21 protein-coding genes are annotated in these 15,398 nt (G+C 64.3%); 6 read left to right on the top strand and 15 right to left on the bottom strand.

Annotation, left to right across the window (positions count from 1 at the left end):
• Positions 1 to 161 precede the first annotated feature (161 nt).
• The gene (locus tag EKH81_RS16760) at positions 162 to 551 is read left to right on the top strand and encodes a DUF7528 family protein (RefSeq protein WP_132060821.1); all 390 of its coding nucleotides are present in this window, start codon (positions 162 to 164) and stop codon (positions 549 to 551) included.
• Between the two features lie 67 nt (positions 552 to 618).
• Here the strand turns inward: EKH81_RS16760 and EKH81_RS16765 are convergent, their stop codons facing one another.
• The 8 genes from EKH81_RS16765 to EKH81_RS16800 form a co-directional block, all read right to left on the bottom strand.
• Positions 619 to 1,647 (bottom strand): phosphate uptake regulator PhoU, encoded by a 1,029-nt coding sequence (locus tag EKH81_RS16765; RefSeq protein ID WP_132060534.1) that lies wholly within the window; start codon positions 1,645 to 1,647, stop codon positions 619 to 621.
• 66 nt (positions 1,648 to 1,713) lie between these two features.
• Entirely contained in the window at positions 1,714 to 2,844 is a 1,131-nt protein-coding gene (locus EKH81_RS16770; RefSeq protein ID WP_162224664.1) for an ATP-NAD kinase family protein, read from the bottom strand.
• A 79-nt stretch (positions 2,845 to 2,923) separates the two neighbouring features.
• Complete coding sequence (locus EKH81_RS16775; RefSeq protein WP_202935182.1) at positions 2,924 to 3,691, bottom strand: four-helix bundle copper-binding protein; 768 nt, start codon at positions 3,689 to 3,691, stop codon at positions 2,924 to 2,926.
• Positions 3,692 to 4,172: 481 nt separating this feature from the next.
• Entirely contained in the window at positions 4,173 to 4,865 is a 693-nt protein-coding gene (locus EKH81_RS16780; protein ID WP_132060536.1) for a competence/damage-inducible protein A, read from the bottom strand.
• Between the two features lie 76 nt (positions 4,866 to 4,941).
• A complete protein-coding gene (locus EKH81_RS16785; protein ID WP_132060538.1) occupies positions 4,942 to 5,709 on the bottom strand; it encodes a DUF5803 family protein in 768 nt (255 codons plus the stop codon).
• Positions 5,706 to 6,377 carry a DUF2110 family protein gene (locus EKH81_RS16790; RefSeq protein ID WP_132060540.1) on the bottom strand — a complete coding sequence of 224 codons (672 nt, stop codon included), beginning with the start codon at positions 6,375 to 6,377 and terminating at the stop codon, positions 5,706 to 5,708. The genes EKH81_RS16785 and EKH81_RS16790 overlap by 4 nt, the downstream gene beginning before the upstream one ends.
• A complete protein-coding gene (locus EKH81_RS16795) occupies positions 6,377 to 6,913 on the bottom strand; it encodes a transcription factor (protein WP_132060542.1) in 537 nt (178 codons plus the stop codon). Before EKH81_RS16795 ends, EKH81_RS16790 begins: the two co-directional genes overlap by 1 nt.
• 78 nt (positions 6,914 to 6,991) lie before the next feature.
• Entirely contained in the window at positions 6,992 to 7,876 is an 885-nt protein-coding gene (locus tag EKH81_RS16800) for a DNA-3-methyladenine glycosylase family protein (RefSeq protein ID WP_132060544.1), read from the bottom strand.
• 128 nt (positions 7,877 to 8,004) lie between these two features.
• Here EKH81_RS16800 and EKH81_RS16805 point away from each other — a divergent pair, with 128 nt between their 5' ends.
• Positions 8,005 to 8,454 carry a DUF555 domain-containing protein gene (locus tag EKH81_RS16805; RefSeq protein ID WP_132060546.1) on the top strand — a complete coding sequence of 150 codons (450 nt, stop codon included), beginning with the start codon at positions 8,005 to 8,007 and terminating at the stop codon, positions 8,452 to 8,454.
• Between the two features lie 177 nt (positions 8,455 to 8,631).
• Here the strand turns inward: EKH81_RS16805 and EKH81_RS16810 are convergent, their stop codons facing one another.
• The gene (locus EKH81_RS16810; protein ID WP_132060548.1) at positions 8,632 to 8,871 is read right to left on the bottom strand and encodes a UPF0058 family protein; all 240 of its coding nucleotides are present in this window, start codon (positions 8,869 to 8,871) and stop codon (positions 8,632 to 8,634) included.
• Positions 8,872 to 9,125: 254 nt separating this feature from the next.
• On the opposite strand from EKH81_RS16810, the gene EKH81_RS16815 reads away from it, so the two are divergent.
• A complete protein-coding gene (locus EKH81_RS16815) occupies positions 9,126 to 9,533 on the top strand; it encodes a translation initiation factor IF-2 subunit beta (RefSeq protein WP_132060550.1) in 408 nt (135 codons plus the stop codon).
• A gap of 13 nt (positions 9,534 to 9,546) precedes the next feature.
• Here the strand turns inward: EKH81_RS16815 and EKH81_RS16820 are convergent, their stop codons facing one another.
• Entirely contained in the window at positions 9,547 to 9,726 is a 180-nt protein-coding gene (locus EKH81_RS16820; RefSeq protein ID WP_132060552.1) for a DUF7836 family putative zinc-binding protein, read from the bottom strand.
• Between the two features lie 113 nt (positions 9,727 to 9,839).
• On the opposite strand from EKH81_RS16820, the gene EKH81_RS16825 reads away from it, so the two are divergent.
• The gene (locus EKH81_RS16825; protein WP_132060554.1) at positions 9,840 to 10,358 is read left to right on the top strand and encodes a hypothetical protein; all 519 of its coding nucleotides are present in this window, start codon (positions 9,840 to 9,842) and stop codon (positions 10,356 to 10,358) included.
• Positions 10,359 to 10,461: 103 nt separating this feature from the next.
• On the opposite strand, the gene EKH81_RS16830 is transcribed toward EKH81_RS16825, so the two are convergent.
• Positions 10,462 to 10,746, bottom strand: coding sequence for a DUF357 domain-containing protein (locus EKH81_RS16830; protein WP_132060556.1), 285 nt, complete (start codon positions 10,744 to 10,746; stop codon positions 10,462 to 10,464).
• A 165-nt stretch (positions 10,747 to 10,911) separates the two neighbouring features.
• Positions 10,912 to 11,478, bottom strand: coding sequence for a hypothetical protein (locus EKH81_RS16835; RefSeq protein WP_132060558.1), 567 nt, complete (start codon positions 11,476 to 11,478; stop codon positions 10,912 to 10,914).
• A gap of 130 nt (positions 11,479 to 11,608) precedes the next feature.
• Between EKH81_RS16835 and grxC the strand changes: the two genes are divergently transcribed.
• Positions 11,609 to 12,922 carry a glutaredoxin 3 gene (gene grxC / locus EKH81_RS16840; protein ID WP_132060560.1) on the top strand — a complete coding sequence of 438 codons (1,314 nt, stop codon included), beginning with the start codon at positions 11,609 to 11,611 and terminating at the stop codon, positions 12,920 to 12,922.
• Between the two features lie 187 nt (positions 12,923 to 13,109).
• Positions 13,110 to 13,799 (top strand): VOC family protein, encoded by a 690-nt coding sequence (locus EKH81_RS16845; RefSeq protein ID WP_132060562.1) that lies wholly within the window; start codon positions 13,110 to 13,112, stop codon positions 13,797 to 13,799.
• Positions 13,800 to 13,808: 9 nt separating this feature from the next.
• On the opposite strand, the gene EKH81_RS16850 is transcribed toward EKH81_RS16845, so the two are convergent.
• The 3 genes from EKH81_RS16850 to EKH81_RS16860 all read right to left on the bottom strand — a co-directional run bounded on the left by EKH81_RS16850 (position 13,809) and on the right by EKH81_RS16860 (position 15,329).
• Positions 13,809 to 14,114 (bottom strand): DUF5779 family protein, encoded by a 306-nt coding sequence (locus EKH81_RS16850; protein ID WP_132060564.1) that lies wholly within the window; start codon positions 14,112 to 14,114, stop codon positions 13,809 to 13,811.
• Between the two features lie 67 nt (positions 14,115 to 14,181).
• The gene (locus tag EKH81_RS16855) at positions 14,182 to 14,670 is read right to left on the bottom strand and encodes a DUF3592 domain-containing protein (protein WP_132060566.1); all 489 of its coding nucleotides are present in this window, start codon (positions 14,668 to 14,670) and stop codon (positions 14,182 to 14,184) included.
• 209 nt (positions 14,671 to 14,879) lie between these two features.
• Entirely contained in the window at positions 14,880 to 15,329 is a 450-nt protein-coding gene (locus tag EKH81_RS16860; RefSeq protein WP_132060568.1) for a ferritin-like domain-containing protein, read from the bottom strand.
• Between the last annotated feature and the right edge of the window lie 69 nt (positions 15,330 to 15,398).

Consider the following 15,398-nt stretch of genomic DNA (forward strand, 5'->3'; position numbering starts at 1 on the left):
CAGTCGCCGGTAGAGTTTTTACCCCGGAGTAGATAGGTAGAGGTGTATGACACGGAGTGTTCAGGCTCCTGATCGAGTTCTTCTCGGGCGATGAGAACGACGTATCGGTACGACGAGACGGTGAATCGATAGTTCTGGCGGTCGGCGACCGCGACTACGAACTGACTAGAGACGAGGCCACGGACCTCCAGGAGGCGGTCGGGGCGGCCCTGACCGAGCGCCGGGAGTTCTTCCGGACCGAGGGCGTCCACCGCGAGGACGGCACCTACGAGGTGTCCCGGCGGGGCGCGGACTCGGCGGGCAACTCGAAGGTGTTCGAGAGCTTCGAGGCGCTGACCCGGATGTTCGACCGACTCCCCGACGAGTTCACGGCCGACGACGTCGGCCGGACCGGAATCACGGGGTCGCGCCGACACATGCTGGTGCGCCACTTCGCCGAGCATCCGCAGTTCGACTGCGGCATCTCGCACCGGAATCCCCTGACGGCCGAAAAGACGTGCGAGGAGCGGGCGAGCGACGACGCCGAACTCGTGGACGCTATCGCAGATTGAGGTTCGGCGTACGCCCTCGCCGCGCGATTTTCGAGAAAAGTCGAGAGAACCACGAGGGACGCGACCGCTACTTAATCGTCGTGTGCTCGCTCTCTTCGTTGAGCGCGAGGTTCGCCGCGATTTCGGCGTTCCGCATGGCGTACTGGGCGGTCTGCTGGAGGCTCACCAGCACCTCACGTACCGCGAGCAGACTCTCGTTGCTCATCTCGGGCAGGTCGGCCAGAATTTCGCTCTCGCGGTCGCCGATTTCGTGGAACAGCGCCCGGACTTCGAGGGTCATGTCGTAGTCGCGCTCGACCGCGGCTTGGACCGCCTTCGCGGTAATCTCGTCCACTTGGTCGGTGAACTCCCGAATGCGCCGGAGGACCGCGGCGTCCACGTCGAGGGTGTGGCCCTCGGATTCGAGCGTGATTTCGGCGATGTCCTCGGCGTTGTCCGCGATGAGTTCGAGGTTCTTCGCGATGGACCGGTAGCCGATGAGCGGGAAGCCGCTGTCCAAGTCCACGGCGCGCGCGAGCGTGGGGTTCTGGTACGCGGTGAAGATGAGTCTGAGCAGGAGGACGAAAATCTTGTTCGCCTGCCGCTCGCGGTTGAGCGCGCGCTGGGCGAGGTCGGCGTTGCCGTGTGCGAGCGCCTTCACGGCCTCGCCGCGCATCGTGGACCCGGTGTTTTCGAGGCGTTCGAGCAGATTGTCGAGGCTGAAGTCCTCGGGGTCCACCGAACACCGGATGGCGATGCTGTCGGGCGTCTCCTCGACCACGCCGAGTCCCATGAGTTGGGTCTCGGCTTTGTAGACCGCGTTGATGTGGGCGCTGTCGAGGGTGTCCTCGCTCTCGACGTGGATGACCCGCCGCCCGAGGACGTACTGGGCCACGATGGCGCGCTCGACCGCGTCGGCGTCGAGGTTCTCGGCGTGGATGATGGCCTCGGACTCCTCGGTGTGGGCCGACTCGGGGAGGACCGTCAGCGTCCCCTTCCCGCCCATCCGAAGCGAGACCTCGTCACCCTTCTCGACGTTGTTCTCCTTGGCCCACTCCGCCGGAAGCGTCATCGCCAGCGTCGAGGGGCCCAGCCGCTGAACTTTCCGCGTCTCCATACGCGACTAGTTCGCCACCGAGTACCTTAAGCTTCCCTAGATGCCAATTATTGTCCCTTCCTCACTCTACACGACCTTCATCATCCGGCGCTCGAACCGACCGACCCGGACCTTCCGCCACCCGCGGAGCGACTCGTCCGCCTCGTCGTCGCCGGTATCGACCCGGAGAACCCCGATGTCGTCGAGCTTTCGCTTCGAGGCGACGATTTCGATTTCGGATTCGCGAATCACGGCGGGCGAAATCTGGTCGTTGCCCCGGCCGAACACGAACCCCTGGCCGCCGATGGGCGACACCACGACGACGTTTCTGTCTCCGAGGTTCGCCAGAATTTCGTCGGCGGTCGCATCCCGGACCAGCACCTCACCGTCTCGCCACACGTCCACGCCGAGCGGCGACCCCCTGAAGCCGAGCTCGTCCTTTATCGCGCCGACGGTGCCGCCCGGGCCGAGGACGTAGGTCGCCGACGCATCTTCGGCGGTTTCACCGCCTCCGTCTCGTTGCCTCTCCGAGGCAACGCGCGCGTCGTCGGCGACTCCCGCCGCGAGACTCTCGACGGTCCCGCCGCCGACCTGCTTGCTCGATTGGAGGTCCTCGGCGACCGGCACCTCGGCGAGTGCCCTGAGTTCGGCCCGGACCTCGCCCTCTCGGTAGGCCGCCTCGTCGATGTCGTTGACTTCGCGGGTCTCGGTCCGGTCGAAGTCGGCGGCGACTCTGCCCGCGGCCTCGGGCGAAACCGCGAACACCGCCGAGTACACTTTCACTCCCGCTGGAACGCCGAGAATCGGAATCTCGGCGTCGAGGTCGTCGAGCGTTTCGGCCACGTCCACCGCCGTTCCGTCGCCGCCGACGAACAGAATCAAGTCGGCGTCGGCCTCGGCGAAGGCTCGGACCGCCGCGCGGGTGTCCTCGGCGGTCGTCGCCTCGCCCGCGGGCGAGGCGACGACCGCGGGGTCGAACCCGGCCTCGCGGGTCTCGGTCTCGCCCATCTCGCCGCCCGCGGTCAGCATTTCGACGTCGAGGTCGCCGCGCGCGCTCGCGCGCTCTGCGAGCGCCGCGAGCGCGGCGACCGCCCGGTCGGGCGCGCGCGGCTCCGCCCCGCGTTCGCGCGCTTCCTCGACCTTCCCGTCGGTGCCCTTGAGTCCCACTCGGCCGCCCATCCCCGCGATGGGGTTGACTACCACGCCGATACGTCGCATAACCGTGGCTACGGAAGTCGAGCGCAAAAACCGTCCGGTCCTCCCAAAAAAGTGGTCTCGACGTCAGTCGGGTCTCGGCTCAGTACGACGTCTGACTACCCTGACTCTGCGGCTGAAACTGCTGGCCCTGCGGCTGCTGGGACTGCTGACCCGTCTGACCCTGCGGCTGCTGGGACTGCTGGCCCTGCGACTGCTGAGTCATCTCCTGAATGCCCTGCATCCCCTGCTGCTGGCCGCTAATCGAACTCAGGAGCTTGTTGGTCGAATCGACCGCGTAGGTAACCGCCTGTAGCGTCTCCTGGACGTGGGGCGACTGCTGGTGCTGCTGGAGAATCGGAAGCCCGTGCTGGGCGACCCGAAGGAACGTCTCGGCGACCTCCGGGCCGTTGATGGAGTCGCGCGCGATGAGCTTCTCGTTTAGCTCTGCCAACTCCGCGAGGTCGTCGCAGAGTCGAGCGCACTCTGCCATCTGCGGCCCGGACTCGATGCACTTGTCGGCGCACCACGACGCGATTTCGACCACGCGGTCGAACGCTTCGAGCGACTCGTTGAGTTCGGGCGTGAGTTCGGATTCGAACTGCTGGCCGACCTTCTGGTGCGTGGTCTGGTGGGCCGACCCGGTCTGGACCCCTCCCTGTTGGGACTTCATCTGCCCGCCGAACTGCTGGCCTTGCCCGCCGGACTGCTGGCCCTGCATGCCTTGACCCATCGACTGGGGCTGTTGCTGACCCGACTGGCCCATCTGCGGTTGCTGCTGGCTCATCTGGCCCTGCGGCTGTTGCTGGCTCTGTCCACCGTACGTCTGCTGGCCGGTGCTTCCCGTGGATTGCTGAGGCTGTTGTGACATTGTTCTCTCCTGTCCGCGTAGGCGCATCTTAACCCTCGATGCGCCCCCCGCGGGCGTCCACCGATTCACCGGAATCGCAGATAAACGGGTCCGACTGTTGGCGACCGTTCACCCGAGCAACGAACTGTTTCCGTCGCGGCCGGGTGCGTGCGTCGAGTTCACAATCCGCGTCCCGCCCGCGATTTACGCCGACGTTACGTCATCGTTCGCGCGAGCAATATCGGATTTTTCCCGGCGCGATCGTCGGCGCGCTCGCGAGCGCGAGCGCGCCGACCACGAACGCGGCGAACCGGAACGAACCCGGTCACGGCCGCCGAGGTGCTTGGTAAGCGTTAAGGGAGCGCCCGCAGAACCCTCGGGCATGTTCGTACTCGCAGAATCCGCGTCGATTCCGGCGAACGCGTCGGGAATCGTCGTCAGCGTCGTCGGCATCCTGCTCACGGTCGCGTGGGTCGCGTACCTCTACCGTTGAACTGCTCCGCTACTGTGAAACGTTCTCGACTCGTTCGCGGAGCCACGCCGCGGCGCGGTCGAGTTCCGCTTCGTCGGCGCTCTGGAGTTTGACCCGGACGTGGTCGCCCGGGTAGCTCCCGACCGTCACGTCGAATCGCTCGCGTAGCTCCGCGAATCGGCCGACGAGCGCGCTCTCGGGTTCGTCGGCTTCGACGGTTCTGACGTGCCTGTACTCGCCAGCGAACTCGTCGGCGACGCGCTCGAACATCGCCTTCATCTCGGTCGGGACGCCCGGAAGGACGTAGATTCCCTCGATGGCGCATCCCGGCGCGACTCCCTCGTCGTTGGGGAGCAGGCGCGCACCCTTCGGGAGGTGAGTCGTGCCGTCCACGAGGTCGGCGTGCGAGTAGTCGCTGTGGTCGGCTATCCACGCGACGGCTTCGGGGTGTTCTTCGACCGGAACGCCGACCGCGGCCGCGACTCCCTCCATCGTCAGGTCGTCGTGAGTCGGGCCGAGACCGCCCGTGACGAGGACCGCGTCGTACTCCGCGCGAAGTTCGTTGACGGTTCGGGCGATGTCGGTGACTCTGTCGGGGAGCACCACCACGCGCTCGACGCTCGCGCCGCGCTCGGCGAGGCGCTCGCCGAGCCACGCCGCGTTCGTGTTGACGGTGTCGCCCGCCAGCAGTTCGTCGCCGACGGTGACGAGGGCTACCTGCATGGGAGGGGGTAGTGGTCGCGAGAGTAAAAAGAGGCGGTTCGGTCAGCTCGGCGAGACGGTTCGGTGACCGAGCGACCTACCGCATCCCCGGCGGCGGTCCCTTGTCGAACTCGTCGTCGCCGGTATCGACGTTCAGCCCCAGTTCCTCGCGCTCGCGTTCGAGCCGTCGAATCTGGAGCCGGTAGTACGCCAGTCCGAACAGTCCGACGAAGACCGCGCCGACGATGACGGCGAGGAAAATCGTGCGGTCGCGTTCGAGGTAGTACCGGACGGTCACGGTGTCGGCGGTCATGTCCGTCCACGTGATGTGGACGCGGCCGTCGCGCTGGTCGGTGACGTAGTCGCCGGGCCGGACCTGACTCAACAGGAAGGTCCCGACTCGCATCCCTCGCGGCAGAATCACCTCGTAGGAGCCTTCGACCGGCGCGGGCATGGTGAACGTCTTGCCTCTGTGGGGCGCGGAGTACGCCAGCTTTCCGTCGTCGCTCGGCGTCCGAATCACCGTCCGCGAGTCCTGTTTCTCGACGTCGAGGCGGTCTGCGGTCACGACCGTCCCGTTCGGATACCGGAACTGGACCGCCGACACTTCGACCGGGTCTTCCTCGCCGAGTGCGGCGCGCTGGAACGTCCGAATCTCGGAGCGGTTCGAGAGGTCGTAGACGATTCGGTACTCGTCGCTGGTGACGTTGATGGTAACGTCGGTCGAGGTGTCCCAGTCGTACTCGGCGTCCTGTGACAACTGCTCGTCGCTGAACTCTCCCGACCCGAACATGCCGCCCATACAACCCGCAGAGACCGCGAGCAGGGCGAGCGCCGCGAACCCGAGTAGGAGCCGTCGGTTCATGGAATGACGCAACGAAGCTCCGCGGGCAGATAGCCGCCGATGGCCGCGAGCAGACCCGGTGGGTCGGTTTCGTCCTTGCAGACGATGCTCTGTTCGAGGAGGCCGAGTCGCTCGACCGTTACGATGTCGCGGGCGTGACCCGCGCGGTTGACCGTCGCGCGCACCTCGCCGCGGGTCGAACTGTTGACGTTGACTCGGCCCGCGCCGCGAGTCCAGTCGTAGAGTCGGTCGCGCTCCTCGTCTGCGAGGCGGTTGGGTTCGTCGCCGCCGTAGACGAACGCAAGGGGCATGTGCTGGACCAGTCCGAACCGCTCGACGATTTGGATGGGCGTCCCCTGCCCGAGTCCGAGTTCGCCCGCGGGAATCGAGACGTCTTCGCCCGCTTCGAGCACGAACCCGTCCTCGTCCCACGATTCGAGCGTGCCGACGTACGTCTCGCCAGCGACCATGTCCGAAGTTATCTCGCCCCACTCCTCGCGGAGGAGGTTGCGCGCGATGACTTCGTCGTCGCCCTCGATGGTCACGACCGCGAAGTCGTCGTGGCGCACGCCGACGGTGTACTCGACGTCGAGTTCGCCAATCGTGTTGTTCACGAGCGACTGGAGGCCGTCGAGCGCGCGCTCGCGGGCGTCGCCCTGCACGTACACTTTGGTTGCGAGGACGACCATTACGCCTCGGCCTCTTCGCGGTGTTCGACGTTGAGTTCGTCGCGGAGTTCCGCGATGCGTTCGCGCATCGACTCGACGAGTCGGCCGTTCTCCATCGATTCGAGCGGCGACCCGCACTCGGGGCACTCGAAGCCGAAGTCCATCGCCTCGCCGAACTCGAACCGAATCGAGCACACCTCACACAGGTAGAACTCGTGGTGGCGCTCGTACTCCTGGCGCTGTTCGAGCGCGTCGAGCAGGCGGTGCATCTCCTCTTCTAAGTTGCCGGGGATGTTGTCGTACTCGAACGTCCAGAGGTACGTCAGCCACCCGGAGTCCTCGTCGCGGAGCCGTCGATAGGTCGCGAGGTCGTTCTCGTAGAGGATGAACAGCGCGCGCCGGACGTCGTTGAGTTCGAGGTCGAGGTCCTCCGCGAGTTCCTCGTCGGTGACCTCGCCGTCCGGCGGCGCCGCCGCGACCGGCATTCCTTTCGGACCGACCAATTCGTGAAGATACTTCTGAATTACCGGGTCCTCCAGTAAGTCCTCAAAAGCCATTATCGTACATGGGGGCGTTCAGCCGTTTAAAACCATCGGGGCGGATTCGTTCGCCACTCCTTCGGAAGAATCCAAGTCTCACTCCCGATTCCGGAGGTAGTGAAACACGTACGTCTGGGCGTATCCGGCGTACTCGCCGCCGAACGCCCGGCGAATCGCCCGCGAGGTCTCGGCGTACGACCCCCGCTCGCAGTCGGGATAGTGGTCCTCGATGGCGGTCTGAATCCAGGTGTCGAGCGGGACGGCCTCCAGAAAGCCGAGCGAGAACAGCAACACGCAGTCGGCAACTTTGTCGCCGACGCCTACGAACGCCTGGAGGGCGTCTCGGGCGTCCTCGTACTCCATCTCGCGGACGGCCGCGGGCGAGACCTCGCCCGCGGCCGCCAACTCCGCCGACCGCTGGACGTAGGGCGCGCGGTAGCCCAACCCTAACTCGCGCAACTCCGCTTCGGTCGCCTCGGCGAGACGCTCGGGCGTCGGGAAGGCGTGGTACGTCTCGCCGTCGAATCCGACGGTCTCGCCGAACTCGCGGGCCAGCGCGGTCCCCATCGCGTGGATGCGCTCGACTCGCATCTGGGCCGAGCAGATGAACGAGACGAGACACGGGAAGAACGGGTCGTTCACGATTCGCATGCCGGGGTACGCCTCGCGCGCGTCGGCGACCAGCGAGTCGTCGGTCCCCTCGAAGATTTCCGGGAGGTCGTCGTCGAGGCGGAGTCGCTCTTCGAGCAGGGGTTCGGCGTCGGTGGTCGCCTCCCATTCCAGTCGTCCGTCGCGCTGGCGCGCGCGGACGACCTCGCCCTCGGCGACGGTGTAGTACCACGCCGACCCGCCGTGTGCGGCGGTCTCCTCGTACGCTCGGCCGTCCTCGCGCCGCCAGAGGAACGTCTGGCCGCTTTCGAGCGTCGATTGCAAGTCGAGGCCGCCCGATGCGTCGGTCAGCGGTATCGAACCCGATTCCATCGACCGTCGGGAGGTGCCCGAGCGGGGGAAAGCTTTCGTTTCGGAACGGGCAGGGCGCAGCGACCGAGAATGGCGGTTTTTCGGAGGGCTAACCTTGATACTGTTGGCGCTACAACTTCTATGCGACTATGAACTGCAGAGTTGTCGTGGAGGCCGCAGTTCCGGTCTACGACGTGGAGACGCCGGACGAGGCCGTTCGAATCGCCATCTCCAAGACCGGCGAGTTGCTCAATCCCGACCTCAACTACGTCGAGATAAACATGGGCGAGCGGGCGTGTCCCCACTGCGACGAGGAACTCGACCCCGCGTTCATCGCGGCCGACGAGAGCCTCGTCGCGCTCGAACTGGAGATGACCGTCTTCAACGTCGAACGCGAGGAACACGCCTCCCGCATCGCTCGGAAGGAAATCGGCCAGCGCCTCGAAAGCATCCCGCTGACCGTCCTCGAAGTCGAAGTCATCGAGGACGACGAGGACGAAGACGAAAGTTCGGAAGGGGACGCCGACGACGCCACCGACGAGTCGGACGAAGCCGACGACGACGAAGTACTACCGGAGTTCGAAGACCTCATCGAGTGAGACTCGAATCGGTTGCGCGACCGCCACGACGCCGAGGAGTCGCGGTATCGCCGAGACCCGTCCGACACAGACCACGATTCTCTGCCGTTTCGACCGTTCCGCGAGCGTTGCATCCGGTCCGATAGCCGAGGCTGTCCGGTTCGCTGTTTCGTGAGGAGTAGGTCCGTCGCTGTGAGGTCAGTCGGCTTTGGCGGCGACTTTTTCGCTCGCCTCGACCGCGGTCATTTCGGATGTAATTGCCTTTGCCATCGCAAACACCGCTGCCTTGTGGTCAGTTTTCGACTTGTGAATAGAAGTTGGTCGTACGCCAAGGGATTCGTAGTCGTCAAGGTTCACATCGGTGCTGTGCTCTTCTTCGTAGTAGTTCCCGACCTCCGCAAGCAGGCCGTGAAGGTGGATGAGTTCCTGCTTCTTCATAAGCAAACGAGGCTAACAGTTGCAGGGTTATAGTATTATCTTGAGTCCCGTTAACACGGGCTATGGATTACCCCTTCCGTCGGGAACGTAATCGTACGCACAGATGGCTAACGCGGTATTGGAAAACTGTTCGCACCGTTCCGTTCAGTTTCGTCGCAACGGAACCTTACCGACCGCTCACAGGCGGCCCCTCGCGACCGACCGCCCGCAGAACTCTGAAAACTTTTTACCTGAATCGCTCCCAACGCACGCGTATGGAGGGTTACGACGACCACCTCGACCGGGCGCTCGAACGCACGCCCGAAATCGAGGGCAGCGGCGACCGATTCGACGTGCCCGACCCCGACGTTCGCCAGGAGGGCAACGTCACGGTGTACGAGAACTTTCAGGCCACGCTCGACCGACTCGGCCGCGACGGCGACCACGTCCTGAAGTTCCTGCAGGACGAACTCGGCACGAGCGCGCACATCGACGAGAGCGGCCGCGCGCGCCTGACCGGCGAGTTCGGCGAATCGCGCATCGCGGACGCCATCGACGAGTACGCCGAGGAGTTCGTCCTCTGTCCCGAATGCGGTCTCCCGGATACGAAACTCGAACGAGAACAGGGCGCGGTGTTGCTCCGGTGTGAGGCGTGCGGCGCGCGCTCGGCCACCAGTCAGTGACCGCGGAACCGGGCTACTTGAACTGTTTTAACGTCGCCAAGTCGCGTTCGGTCCGGGTGAACTCCGCGGTTCGACGGGTCGCGTGACAGTTCGGACAGTGGAACATCTCGTCGGGGGCGGGGAGGTCGTCGGGACCTTCTTCCCAGTCCTTGGCGCATTCGGGACAGACCAACCGGACGTACGTTTCGTTCATGCCATGAACACGTGTGTGAGACGAGTAGAAAAAACTTGCCGCGAGTCGAACCTGATACGTGAGCCACCACGGCTAAGGAAACTGTCGCGCAATCCCCGCCGGGGGAACTCAAAATGGCACATCCACAGCGAGAGCGTAAGCGGCGCGACGAGGCTGACGAGGACCGACTCCACCAGCGTCGAGACGACCAGAACCGCGGGGACCGACACCCCGCGGACGAGCGCCACAGCAATCAGTACGGCGACGCCGCCGACCGGGACCGCGACCGCCGGGAGCGCGCGGACGAGTCCGGACACACGAACCGGTACGGAAGTCGCGGCGCGAACGACGCCGGAACGTCTCGGAGTCCCCGAATCGGCGGCGAACCGGAACCCGGTCAGGGTCACGACCGCACCGCCGACGACACCCAATCTCGGGGCGGCGACCCGAGTCAGGGACGCGAGTCGTACGTCGAACGCGGCGGCCACCGGGAGAGCCAGCGAGGACGGGACCGCGACGACATCACGCCGACCACACGCGAGACCGGCGGAAACATCGATTATAGCCGCAATGAGGACGAACGTGACCGCCGATACGGGAGTCGTCGCGGCCACGGCACCCACCAGCAGGAACCGCGCGAGCGCCGCGACTGACGTGCGAGTTCGGTCGGAGAACTCGCAGAATCGAGCGCCGCCGACGAGTCGGCGGCGCTCGATTCTGGCCTTTGCGAGGGAGCGATTTCGGAGGAAACGACGGCTACACCGTGAACAGGTGTCCCTCGCGGGGAACGTCGAACAGTCCCACGCGTGCGCCTGCGTCCAACCACGCGTGACCGTAGGAGAACGACGCGAGCGCGTTCACGAGGTCGTCGTTCTCGCGGAAGTGGCGGCCGTCTTCGAGATACGAGGTAGCCATCTCCAGACACTCCGCCGCGGCCTCGCCCATCGGGGTGTCCTCGGGCGGCGCGATTTCGGCGGCGTCGAGGGCTTCAGCGAGCAGGCCCTCGTAGCGGTCGGTCTTCTCTTCGAGGTCGGCGGGCATGCGCGAAGTGTTGGGTGGCGGTGGGCTAAGGGCTTCGGGAAGTCAGTCGTCTTCGTCGTCTGCGTTGCGTTTCACGCCCGTGGTCGTCGCACCGGGTTCGCCGAGGTCCTCGGGCCGAACGAACACATCTTCGTCGTCCGTTTCGTCACTCATGACTCGTATTTATCAATAAAGGCTCAAAAGGATTCCGGCGAGTAGGGTCGCAAATCCTGCGAAGAACGCGACGAACGACCGCCGAATCCACTGTTCTTTTCTATCGGTTTTCCGGACACCGTCGGCTATCCACTTCGGATAGCCGAGCGTCAAAACCCAATTCAGATACTCCGTTTGGTCGAGTTTGTAAGTAGTTAGCTTCCCGAACGTTCGCGTGTCGATACCTCGATTCACCGTCGTCGTCATGTACCCTGCGAGAGCGAACGCTGTCGATGCAACGAACAGCAGTAGGGAAGCAACCGACGAGACGTTGCTGTATAGTCTGACCGTGACTTGCGAAGTCACTGCGACTAAAATTGTAATGACGAGTGCATTGAGTCGGATAAGCCGAAATGCCTCGTTCGAGAGGTCCGAAAACAGTCGAAGTGTCTGTTCCAACACGAGCCGTGCGTCTTCATGAGCGGAGTCGAGAGCATCGGCGTCTACTGTTCGCCTCTCGACTGCTTTCTGGAGACGTTTCTCACGCCCCTTCGACTGTTCGCCCTCGCTCGTCTCGGCGTTCTCCGTATTTTCGTCCATCGTTCTCGGTCGTGCGACACGCCGGGGTTGCCCCGTCTTCACTTAAGTATCTACGCGAGAACCGACGCCGATACCGGAAAGTCGGCGTCACAACACAAGCTAAATACCCGCCCGTTCCCAATATTGCACCATGAGTGAACAACCCCGAGTCGAGATTTACACGAAGGACGACTGCCCGTACTGTGATAAGGCGAAGGACCTCTTCGACGCCAAGGGCGTCGAGTACGAGACCTACAACGTGACCGGCGACGACGACCTGTTCGACGAGATGGTCGAGCGCGCTGACGGCCGCCAGACCGCGCCCGAGGTGTTCATCGACGACGAGCTAATCGGCGGGTGGGACGACACCACTGCGCTCGACGAAACGGGCGAACTCGACAAGAAACTGGGTCTCGACACCGAAGCCGCAGTCGAACACCACAAACTGATAATCGCGGGGAGCGGCATCGCGGGTCTCACTGCGGCCATCTACGCCGCGCGGTCGAACAACGACCCGCTGGTGCTTGAGGGAGGCGAACCCGGCGGCCAGTTGACGCTCACCACGGACGTGGAGAACTACCCCGGCTTCCCCGAGGGTCTCAGCGGCCCCGACCTCATCAATCGGATGAAAGAGCAGGCCGAACGGTTCGGAACCGAAATCGAGAACGGCGTCATCGAGTCGGTGGACGACTCGAAGCGGCCCTATCGCGTCGAACTCACGAACGGCGACGTGTACACCGCAGACGCCTTCATCGCGGCGTCGGGCGCGAGCGCCCGGACCCTCGGAATTCCCGGTGAGGACGACCTGATGGGCTACGGCGTCTCGACGTGTGCGACCTGCGACGGAGCCTTCTTCCGGGGCGAGGAGATGCTGGTGGTCGGCGGCGGCGACGCCGCGATGGAGGAGGCCAACTTCCTCACCAAGTTCGCCGAGAAGGTGTACCTCGCCCACCGCCGCGAGGAGTTCCGCGCCGAAGACTACTGGATAGACCGGATTCACGAGAAGGTCGAGGCGGGCGAAATCGAGATACTAAAGAACACCGAACTCACCGAAGTCGTCGGCTCGGCCGAGGAGGGCGTCGATTACGCCAGCCTCGTCCGTCACCCCGAGGGCCACCCCACCGACAAACTCGACGACCCCGAGACCGAGGAATTCGAGATGGACGTGGGCGCGGTGTTCCTCGCTATCGGCCACACGCCCAACACCGAGTACCTCGAAGGGACCGGCGTGGAGATGGACGACGCGGGCTACCTCAAGACCGAGGGCGGCAAGGGCGGGAGTCAGACCGCGACCGGCGTCCCCGGCATCTTCGGCGCGGGCGACGTGGTGGACTTCCACTACCAGCAGGCCGTGACCGCCGCGGGCATGGGGTGTAAGGCCGCGCTCGACGCGGACGACTACCTCGAAGCCACCGAAATCGACTCCGAGGAGCCAGCCACCGAGGCCGCGGCGGGCGACGACTGAGGCCGCTGCGAGCGACGACTGATAGGGACTGTTGTAACTAATCTCGCCGGAGTCGCCGAATCATGGCTGTTCTGCAGTTCCACTCGGCCACTCCGTTTCGCCACGGCGGTAACGAATTACAACAGTCCCTACGAGGCGTTTCGGCTCTCACTCACTTTTAAGCGCGCGGGCTACATACCTCGGTTCGATGCTCTCGGGATTGGACTGGTTGGCGCTCGAAGCGAAGTACCTCGACCGGGCGTGCGACTTCTACGAGACCCATCTCGGTCTCTCGGCGGTCAGCGAACGCGACGGCGAGGTGGTCCTCGACGCCGGGGACACAGACCTCGTCCTCCGGGAACCCGGACGGGTCCCGCGAGGCGGGGTCCACACCCACTACGCGTTCGCCACTCCGCCCGAGCGCTACGACGAGTGGTACGACCGACTCGCGGACTCGTTCGACCTCACGGAGTTCGACTTCGGCGGGTCGAAGTCGCTGTACTTCTACGACCCGGACGGCAACTGCGTCGAAATCGGCGGGTGTGGCGCGGGCGACGACCCCATCACTGACGTGTTCGAAATCGTACTGGAAGTCGAGGACCTCGCGCGCGCGGAATCATTGTACACTTCGCTGGGCTTCGAGGCGACCGACCGGGGTGACGAGCGAAAGCGGGTGCGACTCGGCGGCCCGGTGGCGCTCGAACTCTGGGAGCCACACCTCGGTATCGCCGACGCCCGCGGCGGCCTCCACGTCGATATGGGATTCTCCGCGGACGACCCCGCGGTCGTCGCCGAGGCGGTCGAAGACCGGGCGTGCGCGGTCGAAAAAGTAGACGGCGGCGTGCGAGTGCGCGACCCCGACGGTCACTATCTGACGGCTCGTTCGAGCAGCGAGTGATGGTGACGGTTACAGCCGGTCGGAATCCACGCTGACCTCCTTCGGCGTCACGAGCAGAAAGTCCCGAAATCGGACCAGATTCCCGCCGCGCTCTTTGACTTTCGGTGCGAGGTCGGCCGCGAGTTCCGAAAGTTCGCCCTCGACCGCGAGCACGAGCGCGTCGCCGCGCTCGACGACCCGGAACCACTCGCTGTCGTCGGTCGTCCCGTCGAGCACGCCGAGTACGATTCGGCGCTCGGCCTCCTCGTCGCCGTCGTCGCCTTCCTCTATCTCCTGCTCGACCGCGTTGAGGTCGAGGTCGAAACCACTTCCCATACGCGCCCGCTCGGACTCCCCCGGCAAAACCCTTTCTCCGTGGCGGTCGTTCGGGCGGTCTCGCGCGTTACGACTCTTGAGAGGATTTGAAAATATGCCTGCCAGCGACGAGCAGAGTAATGGTTCCGATTCCCACGAGCGTGAGCGGTTTGTCCGACTTTTCGTTTTCGAGGAACGCGCTGTCAGGACTGGACGGATTCACGTACGCGGTGACGGTCGTGCCCTCCTCGTACTCCTGCACTACGTCTCTGGCTTTCGATTCCTTGTTGTAGTTTGACCCCGACCCCGCTGGATAGATGTTGTCCGAGGTGTACGACGTGTTCTGGTAGCGATATTCGAAGGTGACCTCGGGTATGAAATCCCTGTTTCCCCGCCTGACATCGGTCGCGATATCCGTCTCGGCCACGGTCGCGTTTACTTCGACCGTGTGCTCCAAGGCAGTCGATTGCTGTTGATAGTTGTACGCACCGTACCCGACGAGGCTGACACCGACCAAGAGGATGATGATTACCGGAATATGACGGACTTCGAGGGAATCTGCCAAAGGGAGGGCCATAGACAAATACCCAGACTCGAAATGTATAAATCTAATCGAGTTTGATTTCTATCTCGTCTGCATGACTCGGCTCGCCGTCGAAATCAAGATGGAGGTCTCGCGTTCGCGCTCAGAAACGGGTTCGGCTCCGGACTGACAGTCGCGAGCGATGCTCGGTCAGGGTCGGCGTTCAGCGGTCCCCGCCGAACGCCGACTGACCCGAACTGCGCTCAGTTCTGATACTCGCGCTTGAAGCCGCGGAACTCGGTGCGGTGGGCCTCCTCGTCGGCGAGAATCGTCACCGCGATGTCCTCGGTGACGGGGTCGTCGTCGCCAGCGGCCGTGATAAGTTCGCGGTACGTCTGGATGGCGTCTTCCTCGGCGTCGAGGACGCCTTCGATGACCGAGAGTACGTCGGTGCTGTCCTCGGGCGGCTGGAGGCTCTCTTGTTTAGCCTCGAAGTCGTAGGACGCGGGCGGGCGCTCGTCGAGTTGTTTGAGTCGGTTGCCGAGCAGTTCGGCGTGACTGAGCTCCTCCTGAATGTCGGTTTCGAGGCTCTCTTTGACCTCCTCGGCGCTCACGCCGTCGAGGACGATGGAGTTCGTCAGGTAGTTCATCACGGTCTCGATTTCGTCGCTGTACGCCTTCTTGAGTAGCTGTGTGACTTCCTCGTTCGTCATGACGTTCGAACGTACGTTCCCCGGCCCCCTTATCGTTACGGCAGGGACGAAGCTTGACGGAACCGACGC

Origin of the sequence: Halorussus amylolyticus (assembly GCF_004143485.2) — an archaeon.
GTDB classification, from domain to species: domain Archaea; phylum Halobacteriota; class Halobacteria; order Halobacteriales; family Haladaptataceae; genus Halorussus; species Halorussus amylolyticus.